This is a genomic window from Xanthomonas sp. WHRI 6106 (assembly GCF_040202405.1).
In the GTDB taxonomy this organism is placed as follows: domain Bacteria; phylum Pseudomonadota; class Gammaproteobacteria; order Xanthomonadales; family Xanthomonadaceae; genus Xanthomonas; species Xanthomonas cannabis.
Window position 1 is genome coordinate 82025 of sequence record NZ_JBEGFC010000010.1, and the last position, 18759, is coordinate 100783.

An 18759-nucleotide genomic window follows, 5' to 3' on the forward strand; every position below is an offset into this window, starting at 1 on the left:
ATTCGTCAGGGGCTTTGCCCCGCACCCTCACCCCAACCCCTCTCCCGAGGGGAGAGGGGCTTTAGCGCTGCTGCGATGCTGCTCTTCTCCCACTGGGACAGTGTCCTCCTTTATGGGGGAGAAGGTGGCGTGTAGCGCCGGATGAGGGTGCGCGCGAAGCCACGTGTCATCCAATTCGTCAGGGGCTTTGCCCCGCACCCTCACCCCAACCCCTCTCCCGAGGGGAGAGGGGCTTTAGCGCTGCTGCGATGTTGCCCTTCTCCCACTGGGACATTGTCCTCCTTTATGGGGGAGAAGGTGGCGCGTAGCGCCGGATGAGGGTGCGGGCGAAGCCTCGCGTCATCCAATTCGTCAGGGGCTTCGCCCCCGTACCCTCACCCCAGCCCCTCTCCCGGGGGGAGAGGGGCTTTCAAGCGGCGCGGCGCTGGTCAGTGCTTGCGGCGTCGAGGCTTGCGGTGACTGAGTGGCTGCAGCCGGTTGTTACTGCGCTGCTGCTGGCGTGGCACAGAACGAAGTCGGCAACGCATCCGCCTGCGTACCCCACCCTTGGGTCGGGGCGCGGTTGGTCAGTGCGAACGACAGCGTGCCGCCCTGCTGCAACTGCGCCCAGTCCAGGAACACCTGCGGCTGCGGCTTGCCATTCAAGCGCACGCCATCCACGTATTGCAGCGTGCGGCCGTCGGCGCCAGGCGCATCGATGCGCAGGCGCTTGCCGTTGCCCAGGGTGAGCGTCGCCCGCTTGAAACGCGGCGCATGCAGCAGGAATTGTCCGCTGCCCGGTACCGCCGGATACAGGCCCAATGCACTGAACAGGTACCAGGCCGACATGGTGCCCAGATCGTCGTTGCCGGTCACACCGTTCGGTGCGTTGGTGAACAACTGCTGCGCGGCACGCACCACGGTGGCGGTCTTCCACGGTTGGCCGATCAGCGTGTACATCCACGGTGCGTGCAGGTCCGGTTCGTTGTTGGGGTTGTAACGGTACTGGTTGTAGTAGCTGTAGGGCCCGACCACCCAATGCGTGCGGGCGCCATTGCGCGGGTCCTTGAGCAGGTCGTCGTAGGCGAAGAAGGCGTCCAGCCGCTTGCCGGCCTGTTCGCTGCCGTGCATGGCCTGCAGCATGCCGGGAATGTCCTGCTGCACCAGCCACTGATACTGCCAGGCGGTGCCTTCGTGGAAGCCGTGTTGCGAGCGTGGGCTGTACTGATCGTTGGACGGCGCGTACCAACTGCCGTCTTCCAGCCGCGGGCGCGGAAATCCGGCAAACCCGGTCTCGGCATCGCGCACGTCCGCGTCCCAGACGTTGTGCCAGTTGCCACCGCGCGCACGCAGATGCGCGCTGTCGTCGCCGTGACCCAGTGCTTGCGCCATCTGTGCGAGCGCGCAATCGGCCAGCGCATATTCCAGCGTGGCCGAGCCGCCGTGGTGCGGGTCCACGTCCATACCCTTGGACGGAAACGCGCGGTCGTACTGCACGAAGCCCTTGGCCAGATAATTGGCATTGCCCGAGCGCCCGGCGTGGCGCGAGTTGACCGGTGGTTGGCCGAAGGCGTTTTGCCGTAACGCTGCATACGCTTCGGCTTCATTGCCCTGCAACGCGCCGAAGCGCCACAGATCGACCAGGAACGGCGTGACCGGATCGCCGGTCATGATGTTGGTATCGAAACTGGCGTAACCCCAGCGCGGTAGCCAGCCGCCCTGCTGATGGATCGCCAGCAACGAGCGGCCGATGTCGCGTGCGCGTGCCGGTTGCAGCAGGGCCAGCAACTGGTTCTGCGAACGATAGGTGTCCCACAGCGAAAAATATTCGTAATAGGTCCAGCCATCGGCGCGGTGGATCGCATCGTCGTAGCCGCGGTAGCGGCCGTCGGCATCGCTGCCGGTGAGCGGCTGCAGCAGGGCGTGATACAGCGCGGTGTAAGCCACGCTGCGGTCATCGGGGCTGGCGCCGTCCAGCTGCAGGCTGGCCAGTTCGCGGCGCCAGGTCTGCTGCGCGCGCTGGCGCATCTGTTCCAGGCTCAGCAACTTGCCGCCCTGCATGCCGTCGGCGCGCAGGTTGGTGCGCGCACCTTGCGCGTCCACATGCGAGATGGCGCTGACCACGGTCACCGCGCGCGCGTCTTTACCCTTGCCCAGCGGGAAGCTGAGCCAGGCGCCGTTGGGCTTGAGCTCGCCGCCCATGCCGTGACGCGCGCCGGGCACGCCGCCGTCTTCGCCCCACACCCCATGCGCGGTAAACGCGCGGTCGAATTCCAGCCGGAACCAGGTGGTGTACTCATGGCCGCCGCAAAAACTCTGCGTGACCAGTTTGCCTTCCACCGCACGGTCGCCCACCAACTGCACCTGGCTGCCGATCACCACATGGCGGTCGTTGGCCTGGGCCACGTTGATCAGCAGGTGGCCGGTGTCGGCCCCCGGCGCGAAGGTGTAGCGCTCGGCGGCAGCGCGGGTCAACGCACTGGCTTCGGCGTCGATGCCGCCGTAGTCGGTGAGCCGCACCTTGTAGTACCCGGCCTGGCCCACTTCGCCGTCATGCGTGTAACGCGCGGCGTAGCGCTTCTGGTCGAAGGCCTTGGCATCGGTGGTATCGAAGTCGCCACCCGGGCCGATGCGCCCGGTCACCGGCAGGATCGACACCTGCCCGCCCTGCTCCCAGCAGCCGGCACCGGACAGGAACGAATGCCCGAAGCCGCGGATGCTGGGGTCATCGTAGCGCCAGCCGGCGTAGTGGGCGCCGATCGGGCTGACCTGGATCAGGCCGAACGGCGCGGAGGCACCCGGATAGGTATTGCCGTCGTCCTTGCTGCCGATGAAGGTATTGACCTGCGCCGAGTCCTGCGCGGCCAGCGGCGGTGCGGCCACCATGCCGAGCAGGCACAGGCCGGCGGCAGCACGGCGCCACAGCGGCGTTGACGGCAGACGCGACGAAGAGCGATCAGATGCAACGGCAGAGAACATGCAAGACACCTCGGGGGAGAGGGCGGCCGAGGCCGCAGGTGGAATGACACGTGCTGACCGCTGCACAGGCGGCAATCGGCATGACGACCGAACTCGAACCAAGACCACAAATGGTCGGTAACGGGGCGGGAATCCTCGTCAGTTGCGTGGACGGCGCAGACCAGGACGAGTGTACGAGTGGAACACGCCGATTCCGAGCAGCGGCGTTGCCCGTCTGGCGTTGACCACAGTGGAGCGATTGGCTGCTGCAAACCGAAACTGCGCGCACCCGCAGATGGCTGCGAGGGAGGCTCCGGCTTGGCGGGCGCGCATGCACACGTTCAATCGCGGCACGGCGCGCGCAGCCAGTGCCAACGACAGCGTCGCAACGCGTGGTATTCGCCTTCGAGCGCCAACCAGGCGCTGCACGCAGCGTCTGACAGCTGAAAGCCGGCACGCGCAACGCGTGCAATCCGGCTCCGGGCGCAGCTTCCGCCGACGACGGCATGCGGCTTGGATCGATCTAAATAGCAGTCGACGATGTCCATCGGTTGGCCAAGATTAGTATTGCATGCCATCTCCTGCATACCGCGTCGCAGCAAAGCAGACGGGCTATGGCGTTGGTCGATGAAGATAAGTTTCGTCGAATCAGTGAGTTGGAGCTGGGCAGCAGGAGACACCGTTAGCTGCCCTGACGGGTGAGCCTGTTTAGAGCCGGCCGCCCGCCCGAGATCTGGCCGATGCGCGCCTGCCAGTGGCCGCCCACAAAAAAAGCCCGGTCGTGGACCGGGCCTGGCGGCAAGGCGTCGGTGGGAGGGTCCGCGCCCGGTGCGTGGCTTACCAGCGCATGCCTTCGAACGGGTTGAAGCTGGTGCTGCCCTTCACCTTGTCCAGGTAGTAGGCATAGTTGGCACTCATACCGGCCAGCAGGGCCAGCGGAACGCTCAGCGCGTTACCCAGCGATCCGGGCAGGAACGAGGCAATGATGCCCACCACCAGGCCGATGCCGATCAGGCCCAGCGCCTTGCGCCACAGGCCCAGGATGAAGAAATAGATGAAGCCGAAGAACAGCGCGTAGAAGTTCATGCCCACCTTCAGCTTCTCGCCGAACGGCAACGTCTTGAGCGCCTGCTTGTAGGCGGGATCCTTGGGGCCGCCGTGACGGTCGAAGAAGGCGAAGCGGAACTGCCACTTGGGGCTGAGTTGGGTGCGATCGAAGGTATCCATTCCAATCCATGTAGTTGTAAACGATTACATGATAGGCGATCGCGTATTCATCAGCACGTTCTTTCGGGGCCGGTCACATGGGTTTGGTACGCAGACGCACGCGCGGCACTGGCCGCCGCGCCCGGACGCTCAGCGCTGGTCGCTGGTGCCGGTGCCTCGGCGGGCGCGTCGCAGCGAATACAGCGAGCGGTCGGCGCGGTCGACCACCGCGGCCAGCGCTTCGCCGTCATGCCGCAGCGCGGTGCCCAGGGTGAACTGGATCGGCGCGTCGGCGGCGGCCGCCAGGTAGTCGCGCACCAGCGCGTCCAGCTGCTGCTGGCTGGGCTGATGCAGCAGCACCAGGAATTCGTCGCCGCCTAGGCGGACCAGACGGTCCTGGGTGCGCAGCGGATGGTTGAGGAACCACGCCATCTGCACCAGCACCTCGTCGCCGCGCTGGTGGCCATGGGTGTCGTTGACCAGCTTGAACTTGTCCAGGTCCACCACGATGCAGCCCCAGCGCACGCTGGGGTCGCGCTTGTCCAGCTCGTCCAGGAAGCGGCGGTTGTAGCAGTTGGTCAGCGGGTCGGTGAACGACCATTCCAGCAGCAGCTTTTCCTGCTGGTACTGGTTGGTGATGTCCTGGGCGTGGGCCAGCACCAGGGTGGCGTCGGATTCGACATCGAGCACGTTGCTGTACTGCCAGTGGCGCAGGCTGCCATCGCCGGCCACCAGCTCGATCACGCCCGCGTCCTGGCCGTCGAGCACCATCCGCGACAGGTAACCACGCACCGCGCCGTGCCGCTCCGGGCGCACGAACTCCAGCAGCGAGCGGCCTTCCATCGCCTCCACGCTGCGCCCGAGCGAGCGCGCCGCCGCCGGGTTCACGCTGACCAGCCGGCCATCCATCTCGTGGGTGCAGATCAGCCCCAGGCTGTACTGGAACAGCTTGCGGAACTTGCGTTCGCTGGCGGCCAGCGCATCCACCGCAAGATGCCGGTCGGTCACGTCCTGGACTGCGCCGATCAGGCGCATCCGCCCGTCCACGTGTTCCACCGAGCCGGTGCTGTGCACCCACAACTTGCGGCCGGCGGCACTGACCAGGGGCAGCTCCAGGTCCCACGCAGTGCCGTCCCGCACGCAGGTCTCCACCGCCTCGGTGATGACCGAGCGCGCTTCCAGCGGGTAGAACCCGATCGCCTCGCTCAGGGTGGGCCGGTAACCGGGCGGTACATCGTGCAGGCGGCAGGTCTGGTCCGACCAGATCAGCGTGCCGCTGGCCACATCCACTTCCCACCCGCCGACGCCTGCCACCCGGCCGGTGCGCTCCAGGAACGCTTCGCTCTCGCGCAGGCGCTGCTGCAGCTGCGCATTGGCCGCCTCGCGCTCGAGCATCACCCGGCGCTGCTCCAGCCCTTCGGCAGCGACCTTGGCCAGCTGCTGCAAGGCCTGCAATTGCGCCGGTTCCAGCGCGCGCGGGCGCTGGTCGATCACGCATACCGTGCCCATGCGCAGCCCGTCGGGCAGCACGATCGGGGCGCCGGCGTAGTAGCGGATGCCGGGCGCCTCGGTAACCAGGATGTTGTCGTGGAAACGCGGGTCGGCCGGTGCATCGCGCACCTCCATCACCGCATCGCCCTGGATGGTGTGGGCACAGAACGCCAGTTCGCGCGGGGTTTCGGACACGCCCGGCAGGCCGATGTTGGCCTTCCACCACTGGCGGCGTTCGTCCACCAGCGAGACCAGCGCGATGGGGGTGCCGCCGATCGCCTGCGCGGCGGCGGCCAGCGCGTCGAAGAACGGTTCGGCGGCGGTGTCGACCACCTGCAACAACGCCAGGCGCGCCAGACGCTGCGCCTCGTTGGGTGTGGATGACACCATGGTGTCGCTGTGATTCAACGGAAAGCTCGCTTGTCCCCGGGCCATTCCCGCAGTCTAGCGGACCGGGGACGGGCACCTGCTGCCGGGTTGCGTGGGCAAATCACAGAATGCGCTGCGCGCCGCTTCCCTGCGGCAGGCGCCCTTGGGTGTCGCTGACGATCGATGTGTCTGCGCCATCGACGCAGCCAGCGGATCCTTTCGATTGCCCCGAATGGTGCGGACGCGTCGCGTTGGGCGCGGCCTCAAGCAGGGCGCGCGGCCGCAGGCCGTTGCACCAGCGTGCCACCAAGCTGCACCGCCGCCGCCACGTTGCGCGCGGCGCGGCGGACGTTGCCGGCGGCATCGGCCAGGGCCTGCTCCAGGGTGCAGGCGCCGGGCACCACCGCGAACATCGCATCGATGCCACGGCCATGCAGTTGCGCAGCTGCGTGGCCGATCGATCCGGCAATGGCGATCACCGGGATGCCGTGCCGCTGCGCGAGCTGCGCCACCCCGACCGGGGTCTTGCCGCGTGCGCTCTGGCCATCCAGACGGCCTTCGCCGGTGATCACCAGATCGGCCTGCGCGATGGCGGCCTCCAGGCCGAGCGCCTGGGCAACCAGCTCCACGCCCGGGCACAACTGTGCGCCGAGTAAGGCCGCCAGGCCTGCGCCCAGCCCGCCGGCCGCGCCAGCGCCAGGCAGTGTGTGCAGGCGCACGCCCAGCGCGCGCTGCAGCACATCGGCGTAGTGCTGCAGGTTGGCATCCAGCTGCGCCACCATCGCCGGGGTGGCGCCCTTCTGTGGGCCGAACACCGCCGAGGCGCCGGTCGGGCCGACCAATGGGGTGTCCACGTCGCAGGCGGCCTCGATCCGGCAGTGCGGCAGCCGCGGGTCCAGGCCGTCGACCTCGACATGGGCCAGCGCTGCCAGCGCGCCACCGCCCGGGCCGATCGGCAGGCCGTGCGCATCCAGCAGCCGCACCCCGAGCGCCTGCGCCATGCCGGCGCCGCCGTCGTTGGTGGCACTGCCGCCGATGCCAAGGATCAGGTGGCGCGCGCCGGCATCCAGCGCGGCCAGGATCAGCTCGCCCACCCCGGCGGTGCTGGTCAGCAGCGGTGCCCGCTGCGCCGGCGGCAGCAGGGCTAACCCGCTGGCAGCGGCCATTTCGATCACCGCGGTGCGGCCGTCGCCGGTCATCCCGAAAAAGGCCTGCACCGGCGCGCCGCGCGGGCCGCTGACGGTGCACTCGATCCTGCGCCCGCCGGTGGCCGCGATGAGCGCATCCACCGTGCCTTCGCCACCATCGGCCATCGGCACCTGGCGGTAGTCCCAGTGCGGGAAAACCTGGCGAAAGCCGGCTTCGATCTGCGCGGCCACCTCCGGCGCGGGCAGGCTTTCCTTGTACGCATCGGGGGCGATGACCACCCTCACCGACGTGCACCTGCCCGCGGCGGACGCACCCAGCCGGCCGTGCGCGGGTTGGGCTTGAACACGGCGGCGTTCAACGCGCAGGCCATCCCTATCCGGCCCTGGCGCGCGTGGCCGCGTAGTCCTGCGCCTGTTGCATCACCCGCAACAGATTGCCGCCCCAGATGCCGGCGATCTGCTGTTCGGTATAGCCCTTGCGCAGCAGCCAGGCGGTGATGCGCGGCAGGTCGGAGACATCGTCCAGCCCCACCACGCCACCGCCGCCATCCCAGTCCATGCCGATGCCCACGTGCTCGGGCCCGACCACCGCCAGCACATGCTCCAAATGGGCGAAGAAATCCTCTTCGGTCGCCCGCTTGACCGGGTAGCGCGCATCCAGCTCCTTCAGCGCGGCGCTGAGCCTGGTGCCGTCGGCGATCTTGATGTGCTCCCAGCCGCCGTACTGCTCGGTGAGCGCCTTTTCGGCAGCCTTGCGCTCGGGGCTGGCCCCGCTGTCCACCAGATAGCCACCGTAGGAATTGACCTGGATCACGCCGCCATGCGCGGCCAGCACCTTCAGGCGTGCATCGTCGATGTTGCGCGGGTGGTTGTAGACCGCACGCGCGCCGCTATGCGAGAGCACGATCGGCACCGGCGACAGCGCAATCAACTGGTCGAACACCGCATCGGAGGCATGCGATTGATCGATCACGATGCCCAGCGCCTGCGCCTGTTGCACCAGCTGTTTGCCGGCCGGGCTCAGGCCCTTCCACTCGGCGCCCTTGGGGTCGGTGGCCGAGTCGGCGAACTCGTTGTTGAGAAAGTGCACGGTGCTCATCAAGCGCAGCCCCTGCGCGTAGTAGAAGCGCAGCAACGTGGGGTCGGCCACCAGCGGGCTGGCGTTTTCCATGCTGATGTACACCACGCGCTTGCCGGCGGCCTTGATGCGCGCGGCATCGGCCGGCACGGTGGCCAGCGCAAAGCGCTGCGGTTGCGCGGCCACCAGGGTGTGGATCTTCAGCAAGCGCTGCAGGCCGGCGTCGCGGTCGTCCAGGTGCGCGGCTGCACTGCGATCGCCCTGCCCGGTGTAGACCGCCCAGAACCCGCCATCCAGCGCGCCTTTCACCATGCGCGGGTAATCCACCTGCGACAGCTGGTTGCCGGCATGCGCCTGCAGCACATCGAAGTCGGCGCGCTCCAGATTGGCCGGCGTGTCCAGATGCGAATCCAGCGTGACCAAGCGTTGTTGCAGGGCGGTGGCGCGTGCCAGTTCGGCCTTGGAAAATTCCAGCGCGTGCGCCGAGCCGGCCAGGCTCAACAACACGGCCGTACACAGCAGTTGCAGGTTCATGCGCGCTCGCAGGCAGGTGGGGGTCTCGGGATCATAGCTGCAGCGAACCCACGCGCCAGCTGCGCGCGCTGCGCGTTGCCCGCGCCGTGGTGATGCGCGCAAGTCCAACCATCGCCACACCGCAAGCGCCGAGCACGTTGCAGTTATGAAAAATACATCAGCAAAGTAATTGCGCCACGTTCGACCCTACGCACACTTGCGCGGCCGTCGCTGGCGGCACCCCACCCCATCAACCCCGCCCACCGCCACGCCTTGCGCGCGTGTCGTGCGGGTGTGCGCCGCAATCCCCTTCATCTGCGAGATCCAACCATGTCCATTGCATCGCGTACGCTCCCCCGGCATCTGCTCACCCTTGGCCTGATCGCCGCCGGCCTGGGCGCGGCGGCCAGCGCCAACGCGGCCTGCACCGCCGGTTCCTGGGTGGCGCGCGTCAACGAGGTCGGCATGCCGCCGGTGCGCTACGAAACCGCGCATTTTGCGTTCCGCTGGAACGGCAGCGGCGTGTCCGACGCCGACCTGCGCGCGGCCGGCGAGCATCTGGAAATGGTCTGGGACACCTTCATCAACCGCCTGCAGTTTCCCGAGCCGTTCTGCAACGCCGGTACCAAGTACAAGGCCAACCTGCATCTGGATCCGAGTTTCGGACTGAGCGGCGGGGCCACCGGCAGCGGCGGCATGGGCATGTGGATGGCACCGGCCGCGCTGCGCGACCACTGGGGGCTGGCGCACGAGCTCACCCACGCCTTGCAGTACCAGGCCGGCGGCCTGCAGGAATCGGAGTACACCGGCTGGATCTGGGAATCGCATGCCAACTGGATGACGCACCAGCTGCCGGAATTCCACAGCAGCGACGTGCATTGCTCGAGCATGCTGGTGAACTACCCGCATCTGTATCTGGGCTCCACGCGCGACCGTTACTGCAACTGGCAGTTCATGGAGTACCTGAAGAACCGCTACGGCTATTCGATCATCAACGACATGTGGAGCAAGGCACCGCGCATCGACAACCCGGCGCGGCGCACCACCGATCCGTTCTCGGTGATCAAGACCAACATGGGCTGGACGCAGGCGCAGTTGAACGATGTGCTGGGCGACTGGGCCATGCGCAACGTCAATTGGGACTACACCAATCCAGACGGCAGCGACCAGGGCGCGGTGTATCGCGCGCGCTATGGCAGCAACCTGTCCTTCGACCCGCAGCGCACGCAGGACTGGGACAACCGCGACCGCGCCTTGCGCATGACCGTGCTCGACCCGGTGTCCGGGCAAGCCAATCGCTATCGCGTGCCGTTCGAGTGGGCACCGCAGCGTTGGGGCTACAACCTGGTGCAGCTGATGCCTGCCAGCGGTGCCGCCAGCATCAGCGTCGCCTTCGAAGGCCAGGTGCAAAGCGCGCCGGCGGTCACCACCCTGCCCGGCCTGCTCAACGATCCCGCCAGCATCCCCAACCCGGATTCGGACTGGCGCTGGGGCGTGGTGGCCATCGACAGTGCCGGCAAGGCGCGTTACAGCACCCTGCAACGCGGCGCCAGGGCCAGCGTTACGGTGGCCTTGAAGAGTGGCGACCGCGCGGTGTATCTGATGGTGATGGGCGCGCCCGGCAGCATGCAGCAGATCAAGTGGGACCAGTCCTACTACGCGATCTACCGCTATCCGTGGAGCGTGACATTGACCAACGCCGCACCGGCCGGCAGCCAGCCCAATGCGCCTACGCCCACCCCAGTGGGGCGTCGCCACGCCAACGGTGGCGGCTGGGTCGCCAATACCGCCAATGTCGCCTCCACCGCCTATGTGGGCCCGCGTGCACGGGTGCTGGCCGGCAGCGTGCTGGGCAACGCCCGCATCGACGGCCGCGCCACCGTCATGGGCGGCACCGTGCAGGGCAATGCGGTGCTCGGTGGCATCACCGTGTGGCATCCGGGCGCCACCATCGGTGGCAACGCACAAGCCAACACCAGCTTCATGGGGCCGGGCGCCTTCGGCACGGTGAACATTGCCGGCACCACCCAGGCACGTGGCGACATCGAGCTGCGCGAAGGCACCACGCCCACACAAGGCGTGTTCTATGGCTATGCCGATGCGCAGACCATGCGTAACCCCGAATTCGGCGCCGACCTGCGCCAGGCGGTGCCGGAGATCACCGCACGACCGGCGGGTTGGTGAGTCCGTAGCGGGGGCGATGAGCTTGCAACCTGCAGCACGCGTGCGAGCCCGCGCGTGCTGCAGCTCAATCCTCCAGTTCGGCCAGACGCGCGCGCACGCTGTCCACATCGATGTGCTCGCGCACGTGCGGCCACTGCCGCGCCCACACCGAGCGGAATACGATCCACGCACCGAACACGCCCAGACAGGTCGAGCCCAGCGCCAGTACCAGCGGGTGCAGCGGCGAGCCTGCGCCGCTCTGGAACAGATACATGAAAGCCCCGGAAAACAGCAGCCACACGCCGAACACCGGCCAGTTGCTGGCCAGCAGGCTGGCATTGGGGCGTTCGATCTCGCGTAGCAAGCGGCGCAAGGCCTTGCGTTCGTCTTCGTCGCTGGACGTCATCGGCTGCCGGCTCCTGGTTGGATGTCTACCTTGAATCCTGACTCACCGGCGATCGCATCGCGCGGCTGAAGACGCTTCCTGCAAGGCGGCAAACCGCGTCCTCCGCCGCGAAGCGCGCTTACACCACGCGGCAGAACACCGCCTTCAAGTAGCGCGATTCCTGCACGTGCGCCATGAACGGGTGGTCCGGACCGGCGCCAGCCACTTTCAGGATCTGGATGGTGCGCCCGGAGAAATACGACGCGCGCCGCAGCATGTCCAGAAACTCCTGCTCGGCCACCAGCCCGGTGCAGGAGAACGTGGCGAACAGGCCGCCGGGCTTGACCACGCCCAGCGCCAGTTTGTTCATGTCCAGATACTTCTTCAGCGCCGGGATCACCTGCTCGCGGTCGCGGGTCATCTTGGCCGGGTCCAGGATCACCACATCGAACTGATCGCCGCGGTTGGACGCATCGCGCAGCCACGGAAAGATGTCGGCCTGCACGAACTTCGGGCGCACGTTGTTGAGCTTGGCGTTGCCCTTGGCAATGGCGATCACGTCTTCGTCGATGTCCACGCCCAGCACCTCGCTGGCACCGCGCGCAGCGGCATACACCGCAAAGCCGCCGGTGTTGCAGCACAGGTCCAACACGCTCTTGCCTTCCACCTGCTCGCTCAGCCACTGGCGGTTGTCGCGCTGGTCGGCAAAGAAGCCGGTCTTGTGCGCGCCGGCCGGGTCGGCGCGGAACTTGATGCCGTGCTCGGTGATCACCGCCGCTTCGGTGGTGGTGTTGCTGTGGAAGTCGAAGCTCTCCTGCTTTTGCACGTGTTCGTCGGCAAAGCTGTGGAAGCGGCAGCCCGGGAACTGCTCGCGCAGCGCCTCGTAGATCCAATCGCGGTGACGGAACATGCCGGCGGCGAAGAACTCCACCACCACCAGGTCGCCGTAGCGGTCCACCACCAGGCCCGACAGACCGTCGCCTTCGCTATGCACCACGCGCCAGGCATCGGACACGGCGTCGAGCTTGAGCCAGTCACGGCGCAGGTTCACCGCCGCGGCGATCTTGCGCGAGAACCAGCCCGCATCCACCGGCACCGACTGGTCGGTTTCCAGGATGCGCACGGCGATGCGCGAATGGCCGTTGTAGAAGCCGCGGCCGATCCACTCGCCATCCACGCCGACCACATCGACGATGGTGCCGGGTTTGGGCTTGGCGGCGGGCTTTTCCACCAGCTTCTGGAAGATCCACGGGTGGCTGGAGCGCCAGGCATTCTTGAGACGGACGGTAGGGACTGGAGTATTCATCCGCCCATTGTATCCGGCTGGATTGACGTGCCTGCCTCCGGCCCGCAGAATCGGGCGCAGAAGGGGAGTAGCTCCCAACGTTGTCGCCGTCATTACGAGCCCGCCTTGTGCAGTGCTCCGGTGCAACGGCAACCGGCCAGGCCGGTTGCGAGCGAGACCTTCGCCGCGCAGGCGAAGGTCCGTCACCCGGAATCCACGATTTCCGTGTCACAAGGCCTCAGCCCAACCGGCTGTCCAGGTCGTTTCACTTTTTCGGGATTCTTTATGCAAACCATTGGCAATGTCTGGTTATGGGGCGGTTTCGGGGTTGTGGTGATCGCCGCGCTGCTGATCGATCTGGTGCTGATGCGCCACGGCGGCGCGCACAAGGTCACCTTCAAGGAAGCCACCTGGTGGAGCATCGGTTGGGTGCTGCTGGCGCTGGCCTTCAATGCCGGGCTGTGGTGGTACCTGCAGGGCAGCCTGGGCGATGCGCAGGCCGACCAGATCGGGCTGCAGTTCCTCACCGGCTACCTGGTGGAAAAATCCCTGGCGGTCGACAACATCTTCGTGTTCCTGATGGTGATGACCTACTTCGGCGTCCCCGAAGAACAGCGCCAGCGCGTGCTGATCATCGGTGTGCTGGGTGCGATTGTCCTGCGCGCGATCATGATCTTCGCCGGCTCGATGCTGCTGGCCAAGTTCCATTGGCTGCTGTACGTATTCGGCGCGTTCCTGCTGCTGACCGGGATCAAGATGTGGTTCTCCGCCGGCAAGGAGCCGGATCTGGAGAGCAACCCGGTGCTGCGCTGGATGCGCAGCCACCTGCGCCTGAGCCCGCAGTACCACGGCAACCTGCTCAGCGTGATCAAGGACGGCAAGCGCTGGTTCACCCCGCTGTTCGTGGTGTTGATCCTGATCGCGGTGATCGATGTGATCTTCGCGGTGGACAGCATCCCGGCGATCTTTGCGATCACCACCGACCCGTTCATCGTGCTCACCTCCAACGTGTTCGCGGTGCTGGGCCTGCGCGCGATGTTCTTCCTGCTGGCCGGCATGGCCGACCGCTTCCACCTGTTGCCGTACGGGCTGGCGGTGATCCTGGTGTTCATCGGCATCAAGATGATGATCATCGATCTGTACAAGATCCCGGTGCTGGTCTCGCTGGGCGTGGTGGTGACGATCCTGATTGCCACCATCGTGCTGAGCCTGCTGCGCCCGCCCAAGGTGGCTGGGCACTGAAGAGGCCGGGATTGGGCATTCGGGATTCGGGATTCGGGAACGCCCGCGCCCTTGCACTGCTCCCAACCATGCGCACCGACCATCTCGACAGGTCCTTGCCCGCTCACCGTCGCGGGACCTTGAGCGGCATGGATGCCGCGCCAGAGCTACAAGGACGTACTTGCAGCGTGTCCCGCGATGGTGGGCGGGTAAGGGCCCTGCAGCCAAGCGACAGATCATCCGTGATGCGGCGCAGGCTGATGCGCCAACGATCGGCGCCGGGATTGGATTGTCCCGTCGCCGGGCCTGCTTATCCCGCGCCGGATAGGCTTGTAAAAAAACCCGCGCGACGCCATCCGTGAAGGTATGACTCCGCATCCAGTTGCCGCCACCGACACCATCACCCAAGCTCGCCTGGATCGTTCCCGGGTCTTGCGTGCTTTCAATGTGAGCCTGGCCGCCGTGCTGCTGCTGGTGGCGGTGTTCACCGCCCAGGGCATGTTCGACTGGCGCGCCTGGGCGGTGGCGCCGCTGCAGGCCGACGGCCTGCTCGGCATCCTCACCGCGCCGTTGCTGCATGGCTCGCTCGCGCATCTGGGCGCCAACGCCGCCGCCTTGCTGATCCTGGGCACGCTGGCAGGCAGCGTGTATCCGCGGGCCACCGCCATGGCGCTGCCCTTGCTGTGGCTGGGCTCGGGGCTGGGCGCGTGGTTGTTGGGCGAGCCCGGCAGCCGGCATCTGGGCGCCAGCGGCGTGACCCACGGCCTGATGTTTCTGGTCTTCGTGCTGGGCCTGCTGCGCCGCGACCGCCCGGCGATCGCCACCAGCATGATCGCCTTCCTGTTCTACGGCGGCATGCTGATGACCATCCTGCCGCACGAAGCCGGCGTGTCCTGGCAATCGCATCTGGGCGGCGCGGTGGCCGGCCTGATCGCCGCGTTGCTGTTGCGCCTGCGCGACCCGCAACAGGCCAGGCCACGTTACAGCTGGGACGACGAGGACGAAGACGCCGCCTGGGAAGTGAGCAACGCCGAACGCGATGTGCTGGAACCGCCGCCGCCCCGTCAGGTGCCCGTGCTCTGGCAACGCCAGGAAGACGGCTCGGAAAACGTGGTGCTGCACTTTCCGCCACGCGAGCGCCCACCAGGCACGTAGGAGCGCGCTTGCACGCGATGGGGCGTCATCGGGAAGACGTCATCGCGCGCAAGCGCGCTCCTACAGACCGCACTGCGTTCAGCGTTTAACGCGCTGCATGCTCGCTCAACGCACGCCGCGCCAGACCCGGATCGTCTGCAAAGAATGCATCGATACCGGCATCCAGGTAGACCTTGAGCTCGGCCAACGCCCCTGCGTCATTGCGCTCGGTCACTGCGCCGCTGCTGCGGTTGTTGCCCGCCAGAAAATAATTCTCCGGGCGGAATGTATATGGCTGCACCTGCAAGCCTGCCGCGTGCGCGTCGCGTACCAGGCTGGTTGGCGTGCCCAGGCGTTGCTGCGCATCCAGCGGGATGATGCTGCGGATGTCCGGCCCGATCGCATCGGCGTAGCCGGCGATCTGCTTCAGGCCATCGAGCGTGATCATCTCCCCATAGGTCTTGGGCGCTTTGTCGACGCCGGCATCGGGCAGCGCCATCTGCGCGCCACCCAGCAACTGCAGCAGACGGATATTGCTGGTGCGCCCGATCTTGCTGCGCAGATAGCGCAAGTTGTTGGTCTCGAACGATTGAATGATTACCGGGGCAGTCTGGGTGTAGGCATGCGCCTGCAACGTCGCCAGTACCTTGTCTTCCATCGGCAGACCTAGCGCCTTGAAATAGCTCGGATGCTTGATTTCCGGAATCAGCCCGATGGGGCGGCCGGTGGCGGCCGACTGCGCGGCCACGAAATCGATGATCTCCTCGAAGGTCACAATCTGGAACTGCCCATCCCAGCGCGTACCACGCAACTGCGGCAAGCGCTCGCGTGCACGCAGGGTCTTCAACTCGTTCAAGGTGAAGTCTTCGGTGAACCAACCCTCCATCGACTGACCATCGATGGTCTTGCGGGTCTTGCGCGCGGCGAACTCCGGATGACTGGCCACGTCGGTGGTGCCACCAATCTCGTTCTCGTGGCGCGCCACCAGCACACCATCCTTGGTCGCCACCAGATCCGGCTCGACAAAATCGGCGCCATCGGCAATCGCCTTGGCGTACGCGGCCAGGGTGTGCTCCGGGCGCAACGCGCTGGCACCACGGTGCGCAAAGATCTGCACCGTTTTCGCCAACGGCACTTCTGCAACTGCGGGGCCGCTCACGCCGACCATCATCGCTCCCAACAACCAAAGACGACCGAACTGCATCATGCATGTCTCCAACGAAAAACAGCTAGCAAACCACCGCATGATCGCCAGGCGGGCGTGGCCGACGAGCAATGCGGCATGTACGACTCTACATCCCGCTCTGCTGCATCGTCCCTACCCGCCTGACAACCGTGTGACGTCTTGTCAGCACTCTAGAACTGTTTACGTCGACGGACATCGGCGTCGGCAGGCAACAGCAAGACCCGCTGTTACGATTCCCCGATTCCCGATTCCCGTCCTCAGAACTTCGCATCCAGCGTCAGGAAGAACTGCCGCGGCGCGCTGGCATGGAACGCCAACTGCCGCCCGTTCGGATCGCTATTGGCGAACGCGGTGAGATTGGACGCGTAACGCTTGTCGGTGAGGTTGGTGACATTGAGCGAGAGCTTGAGCCCCTGCAGCACACCGACCTGGCCGAAGTCGTACCCGGCGCCGGCATCGAACGAGGTGTAGCCGCCAAAGCCCTGGTCGTTGGTGTAGGTGTAGAAGCGCTCACCGGTGTACTTGCCGCGCAGGTTGACGTTCCAGTTCGCGTAATTGAAGGCAATTTCGCTGGCGAACATGCGCTTGGGCGTATCCACCGTGGTCTTGCCGGCGGTGGGAATGGTTACGCCGTTCTGCACGTAGTTGTCGTCGTAGGTGGAGCGGTTGATCGAGGCCGAGTTGTACCACTGCAGGTAGCTGGTCGGCTTCCAGATCACGGTCAGTTCGCCGCCGCGGCTGCTCACCGAGCCCACGTTGAAGAAGCGCGTGGTGCAGGCCGGCGTGGTGCCCTGCTGGATGCTGGCGCACGGGTTGAGTGAGAGCAGGCGGTTGTCGAAGGTGACGTCGTAACCCACCAGCGATGCCTCGAAGCGATCGCGCACGAAGCGGTAACCGGCTTCCAGCGTGCGCGACTTCTCCGGCTCCAGTGCACCGACGCTGGCATCGAACGAGGCCTGTGTCACCAGCAACGGACCACCGGCACCACCGCCCTGGAAGGCGGCGATGTTTTCCGCATAGGAGGCAAACAGTTCCTGGCCCTCGGCAACGCGATAGCCCAGCCCGATCTGCGGCAACACCGACTCACTGGCCTTGAGCGAGCCAGTCGCCACCGGTGCTTCCACTGCCACGCCCGGCGTTTCGCGCGCGGTCATTTCGGTGCTCGGGCTCTTGATGCCCAGGTCCAGGCTCAGACGCTCGTCGAGGAACTTGAAGTTGCCCTGCACATAGAACTGCCGGGTGGTGATCACGTAATTCTGCGAGAACAGGCGGCGGTTGGGATTCTGCAGGAACTTGTCGTCGCTGACCGGGCCGGTGATCCAGTAGAAGTTGCGCTCCACATCGTGGTGATTGCGCTCGTACCACAGGCCGGCTTCAAGGCGATTCGGACCCAAGTCCCACCCGAGCGAGGCGATACCGCCGGTGCGATTGATCCAGTAATTGGTGCTGCGGATGGAGATCGGCAATGCCTGCGGCGTGCCCGGATTCGATGCCTGGCCCGGCGACCACCAGTGGCCCTGGCCCTTGTTTTCGTGGTGGTACACCTGCGTGTGCAGGCTGATCGCATCGTTGGGCTGGAAGTCGCCGGCCACATAGAACAGGTCGTCATCGCGCAACGCACGGCTCTGGTAATACGCATCGTCGATGTTGTCGACGCCACCGCTGAAACCGCAACGCGCCGCATCGCGCGTGGCCGGTGCGCAATACGCTGCGGCCAAGGCGCGGTTCCAGTCCGGCGCGTACAGATTCCAGTCCCAGCCCAGGCCACGTGCCATGCCACTCTTGGACAGGTACGAATAATCGGCTTGCGAGGTCCGCGAGGTGTCCGCGAACGCGGTCAGCTTGCCACCATCGAATTGATACACACCCTTGGCATTGAACTGCCGCGTGGTGGTCAGCGAGTCCGGGCGCGCCCACATGTCCGCTTCGGCATTGATGCCCGACAGATACGCAGAAAACCCGTTGTAATCGCCGGTATCCACGCGCAGGAAGGTACGACGATTGGCATTGGACCCCACCGTCTGCGACACCTGCCCGCCGAACACGCTGGACGGGTCGGCCGAGTAATATTGGATGGTGCCGCCCAGGTTGCTGGTGGAGGCCGTGCCCAATGCACCGATACCCGAGGCCAGCTCCACGCCGCCGAAGTTTTCTGCGATCAGCGCGCGGCTGATGTTGAGGCCGTTGTAGTTGCCGTAGGCGTTGTCGCCCAGCGGCAGGCCGTCGAGCGTGTAGCCCAGGCGCGTGCCATTGAAGCCGCGCAGGCTGATCGTCTGCGATTCTTCGTTGGCACCGAACGCATCGTTGGACTGCACGTTCACGCCCGGCATGCGGTTGAGCAGCTTCTGGATGCTGGTGCCGGGCGGCAACACCGGGATGTCCTGCTGGGTGATGCGCTGCACCTGGCGTGTTTCGCCCTGGCCGATCACCGACACCGCATCGAGCTGCTGCACGGTGGCCGAGCTGGCAGAGGCATCGGCAGGCACGGCGGCAGCTGCATCGGCGGCATGCGCAGCTGGTGACAGCACGAGCGCGGTGAACACGGCAGCACTTAGGAGATGGATCTTGGGCATGAGCGGCACGGGGGACGAGTCAAAAGATGGCGGCAAGCGTGCGACAGCTGTCTTGCGCCGATGCGACGCA

Annotated in this window: 12 protein-coding genes; 3 read left to right on the plus strand and 9 right to left on the minus strand. The window is 66.3% G+C overall.

Annotation, left to right across the window (positions count from 1 at the left end; all coding sequences use genetic code 11):
* Window positions 1-480 precede the first annotated feature (480 nt).
* From ABQZ09_RS14840 to ABQZ09_RS14860, 5 genes are all read right to left on the minus strand, one after another.
* Complete coding sequence (locus ABQZ09_RS14840; RefSeq protein WP_349777253.1) at window positions 481-2958, minus strand: GH92 family glycosyl hydrolase; 2478 nt, start codon at window positions 2956-2958, stop codon at window positions 481-483.
* A gap of 816 nt (window positions 2959-3774) precedes the next feature.
* The gene (locus tag ABQZ09_RS14845) at window positions 3775-4164 is read right to left on the minus strand and encodes a DUF2628 domain-containing protein (protein WP_039413933.1); all 390 of its coding nucleotides are present in this window, start codon (window positions 4162-4164) and stop codon (window positions 3775-3777) included.
* Window positions 4165-4293: 129 nt separating this feature from the next.
* Window positions 4294-6024, minus strand: a complete 1731-nt coding sequence (locus tag ABQZ09_RS14850) for a sensor domain-containing diguanylate cyclase (RefSeq protein WP_503019202.1) — start codon at window positions 6022-6024, stop codon at window positions 4294-4296.
* Between the two features lie 242 nt (window positions 6025-6266).
* Window positions 6267-7436, minus strand: coding sequence for a glycerate kinase (locus tag ABQZ09_RS14855; protein WP_184553862.1), 1170 nt, complete (start codon window positions 7434-7436; stop codon window positions 6267-6269).
* Between the two features lie 88 nt (window positions 7437-7524).
* Complete coding sequence (locus ABQZ09_RS14860) at window positions 7525-8763, minus strand: dipeptidase (RefSeq protein WP_349777254.1); 1239 nt, start codon at window positions 8761-8763, stop codon at window positions 7525-7527.
* 309 nt (window positions 8764-9072) lie between these two features.
* Here ABQZ09_RS14860 and ABQZ09_RS14865 point away from each other — a divergent pair, with 309 nt between their 5' ends.
* Complete coding sequence (locus ABQZ09_RS14865) at window positions 9073-10926, plus strand: Svx/AvrXca family virulence/avirulence protein (RefSeq protein ID WP_349777255.1); 1854 nt, start codon at window positions 9073-9075, stop codon at window positions 10924-10926.
* 64 nt (window positions 10927-10990) lie between these two features.
* On the opposite strand, the gene ABQZ09_RS14870 is transcribed toward ABQZ09_RS14865, so the two are convergent.
* Window positions 10991-11311: a hypothetical protein gene (locus tag ABQZ09_RS14870; RefSeq protein WP_104581529.1), complete on the minus strand. Its 321-nt coding sequence runs from the start codon at window positions 11309-11311 to the stop codon at window positions 10991-10993.
* A 118-nt stretch (window positions 11312-11429) separates the two neighbouring features.
* Window positions 11430-12596: a class I SAM-dependent rRNA methyltransferase gene (locus ABQZ09_RS14875; protein WP_184553857.1), complete on the minus strand. Its 1167-nt coding sequence runs from the start codon at window positions 12594-12596 to the stop codon at window positions 11430-11432.
* Window positions 12597-12860: 264 nt separating this feature from the next.
* Here ABQZ09_RS14875 and ABQZ09_RS14880 point away from each other — a divergent pair, with 264 nt between their 5' ends.
* Both ABQZ09_RS14880 and ABQZ09_RS14885 read left to right on the plus strand, forming a co-directional pair.
* Window positions 12861-13817: a TerC family protein gene (locus ABQZ09_RS14880; protein ID WP_039411839.1), complete on the plus strand. Its 957-nt coding sequence runs from the start codon at window positions 12861-12863 to the stop codon at window positions 13815-13817.
* Between the two features lie 345 nt (window positions 13818-14162).
* Complete coding sequence (locus ABQZ09_RS14885) at window positions 14163-14951, plus strand: rhomboid family intramembrane serine protease (RefSeq protein WP_349777256.1); 789 nt, start codon at window positions 14163-14165, stop codon at window positions 14949-14951.
* Between the two features lie 85 nt (window positions 14952-15036).
* Here ABQZ09_RS14885 and ABQZ09_RS14890 read toward each other — a convergent pair whose 3' ends face one another.
* Window positions 15037-16137, minus strand: a complete 1101-nt coding sequence (locus ABQZ09_RS14890) for a glycerophosphodiester phosphodiesterase (protein WP_349777257.1) — start codon at window positions 16135-16137, stop codon at window positions 15037-15039.
* Between the two features lie 236 nt (window positions 16138-16373).
* Window positions 16374-18689 carry a TonB-dependent receptor gene (locus ABQZ09_RS14895; protein WP_349777258.1) on the minus strand — a complete coding sequence of 772 codons (2316 nt, stop codon included), beginning with the start codon at window positions 18687-18689 and terminating at the stop codon, window positions 16374-16376.
* Window positions 18690-18759: the final 70 nt, after the last annotated feature.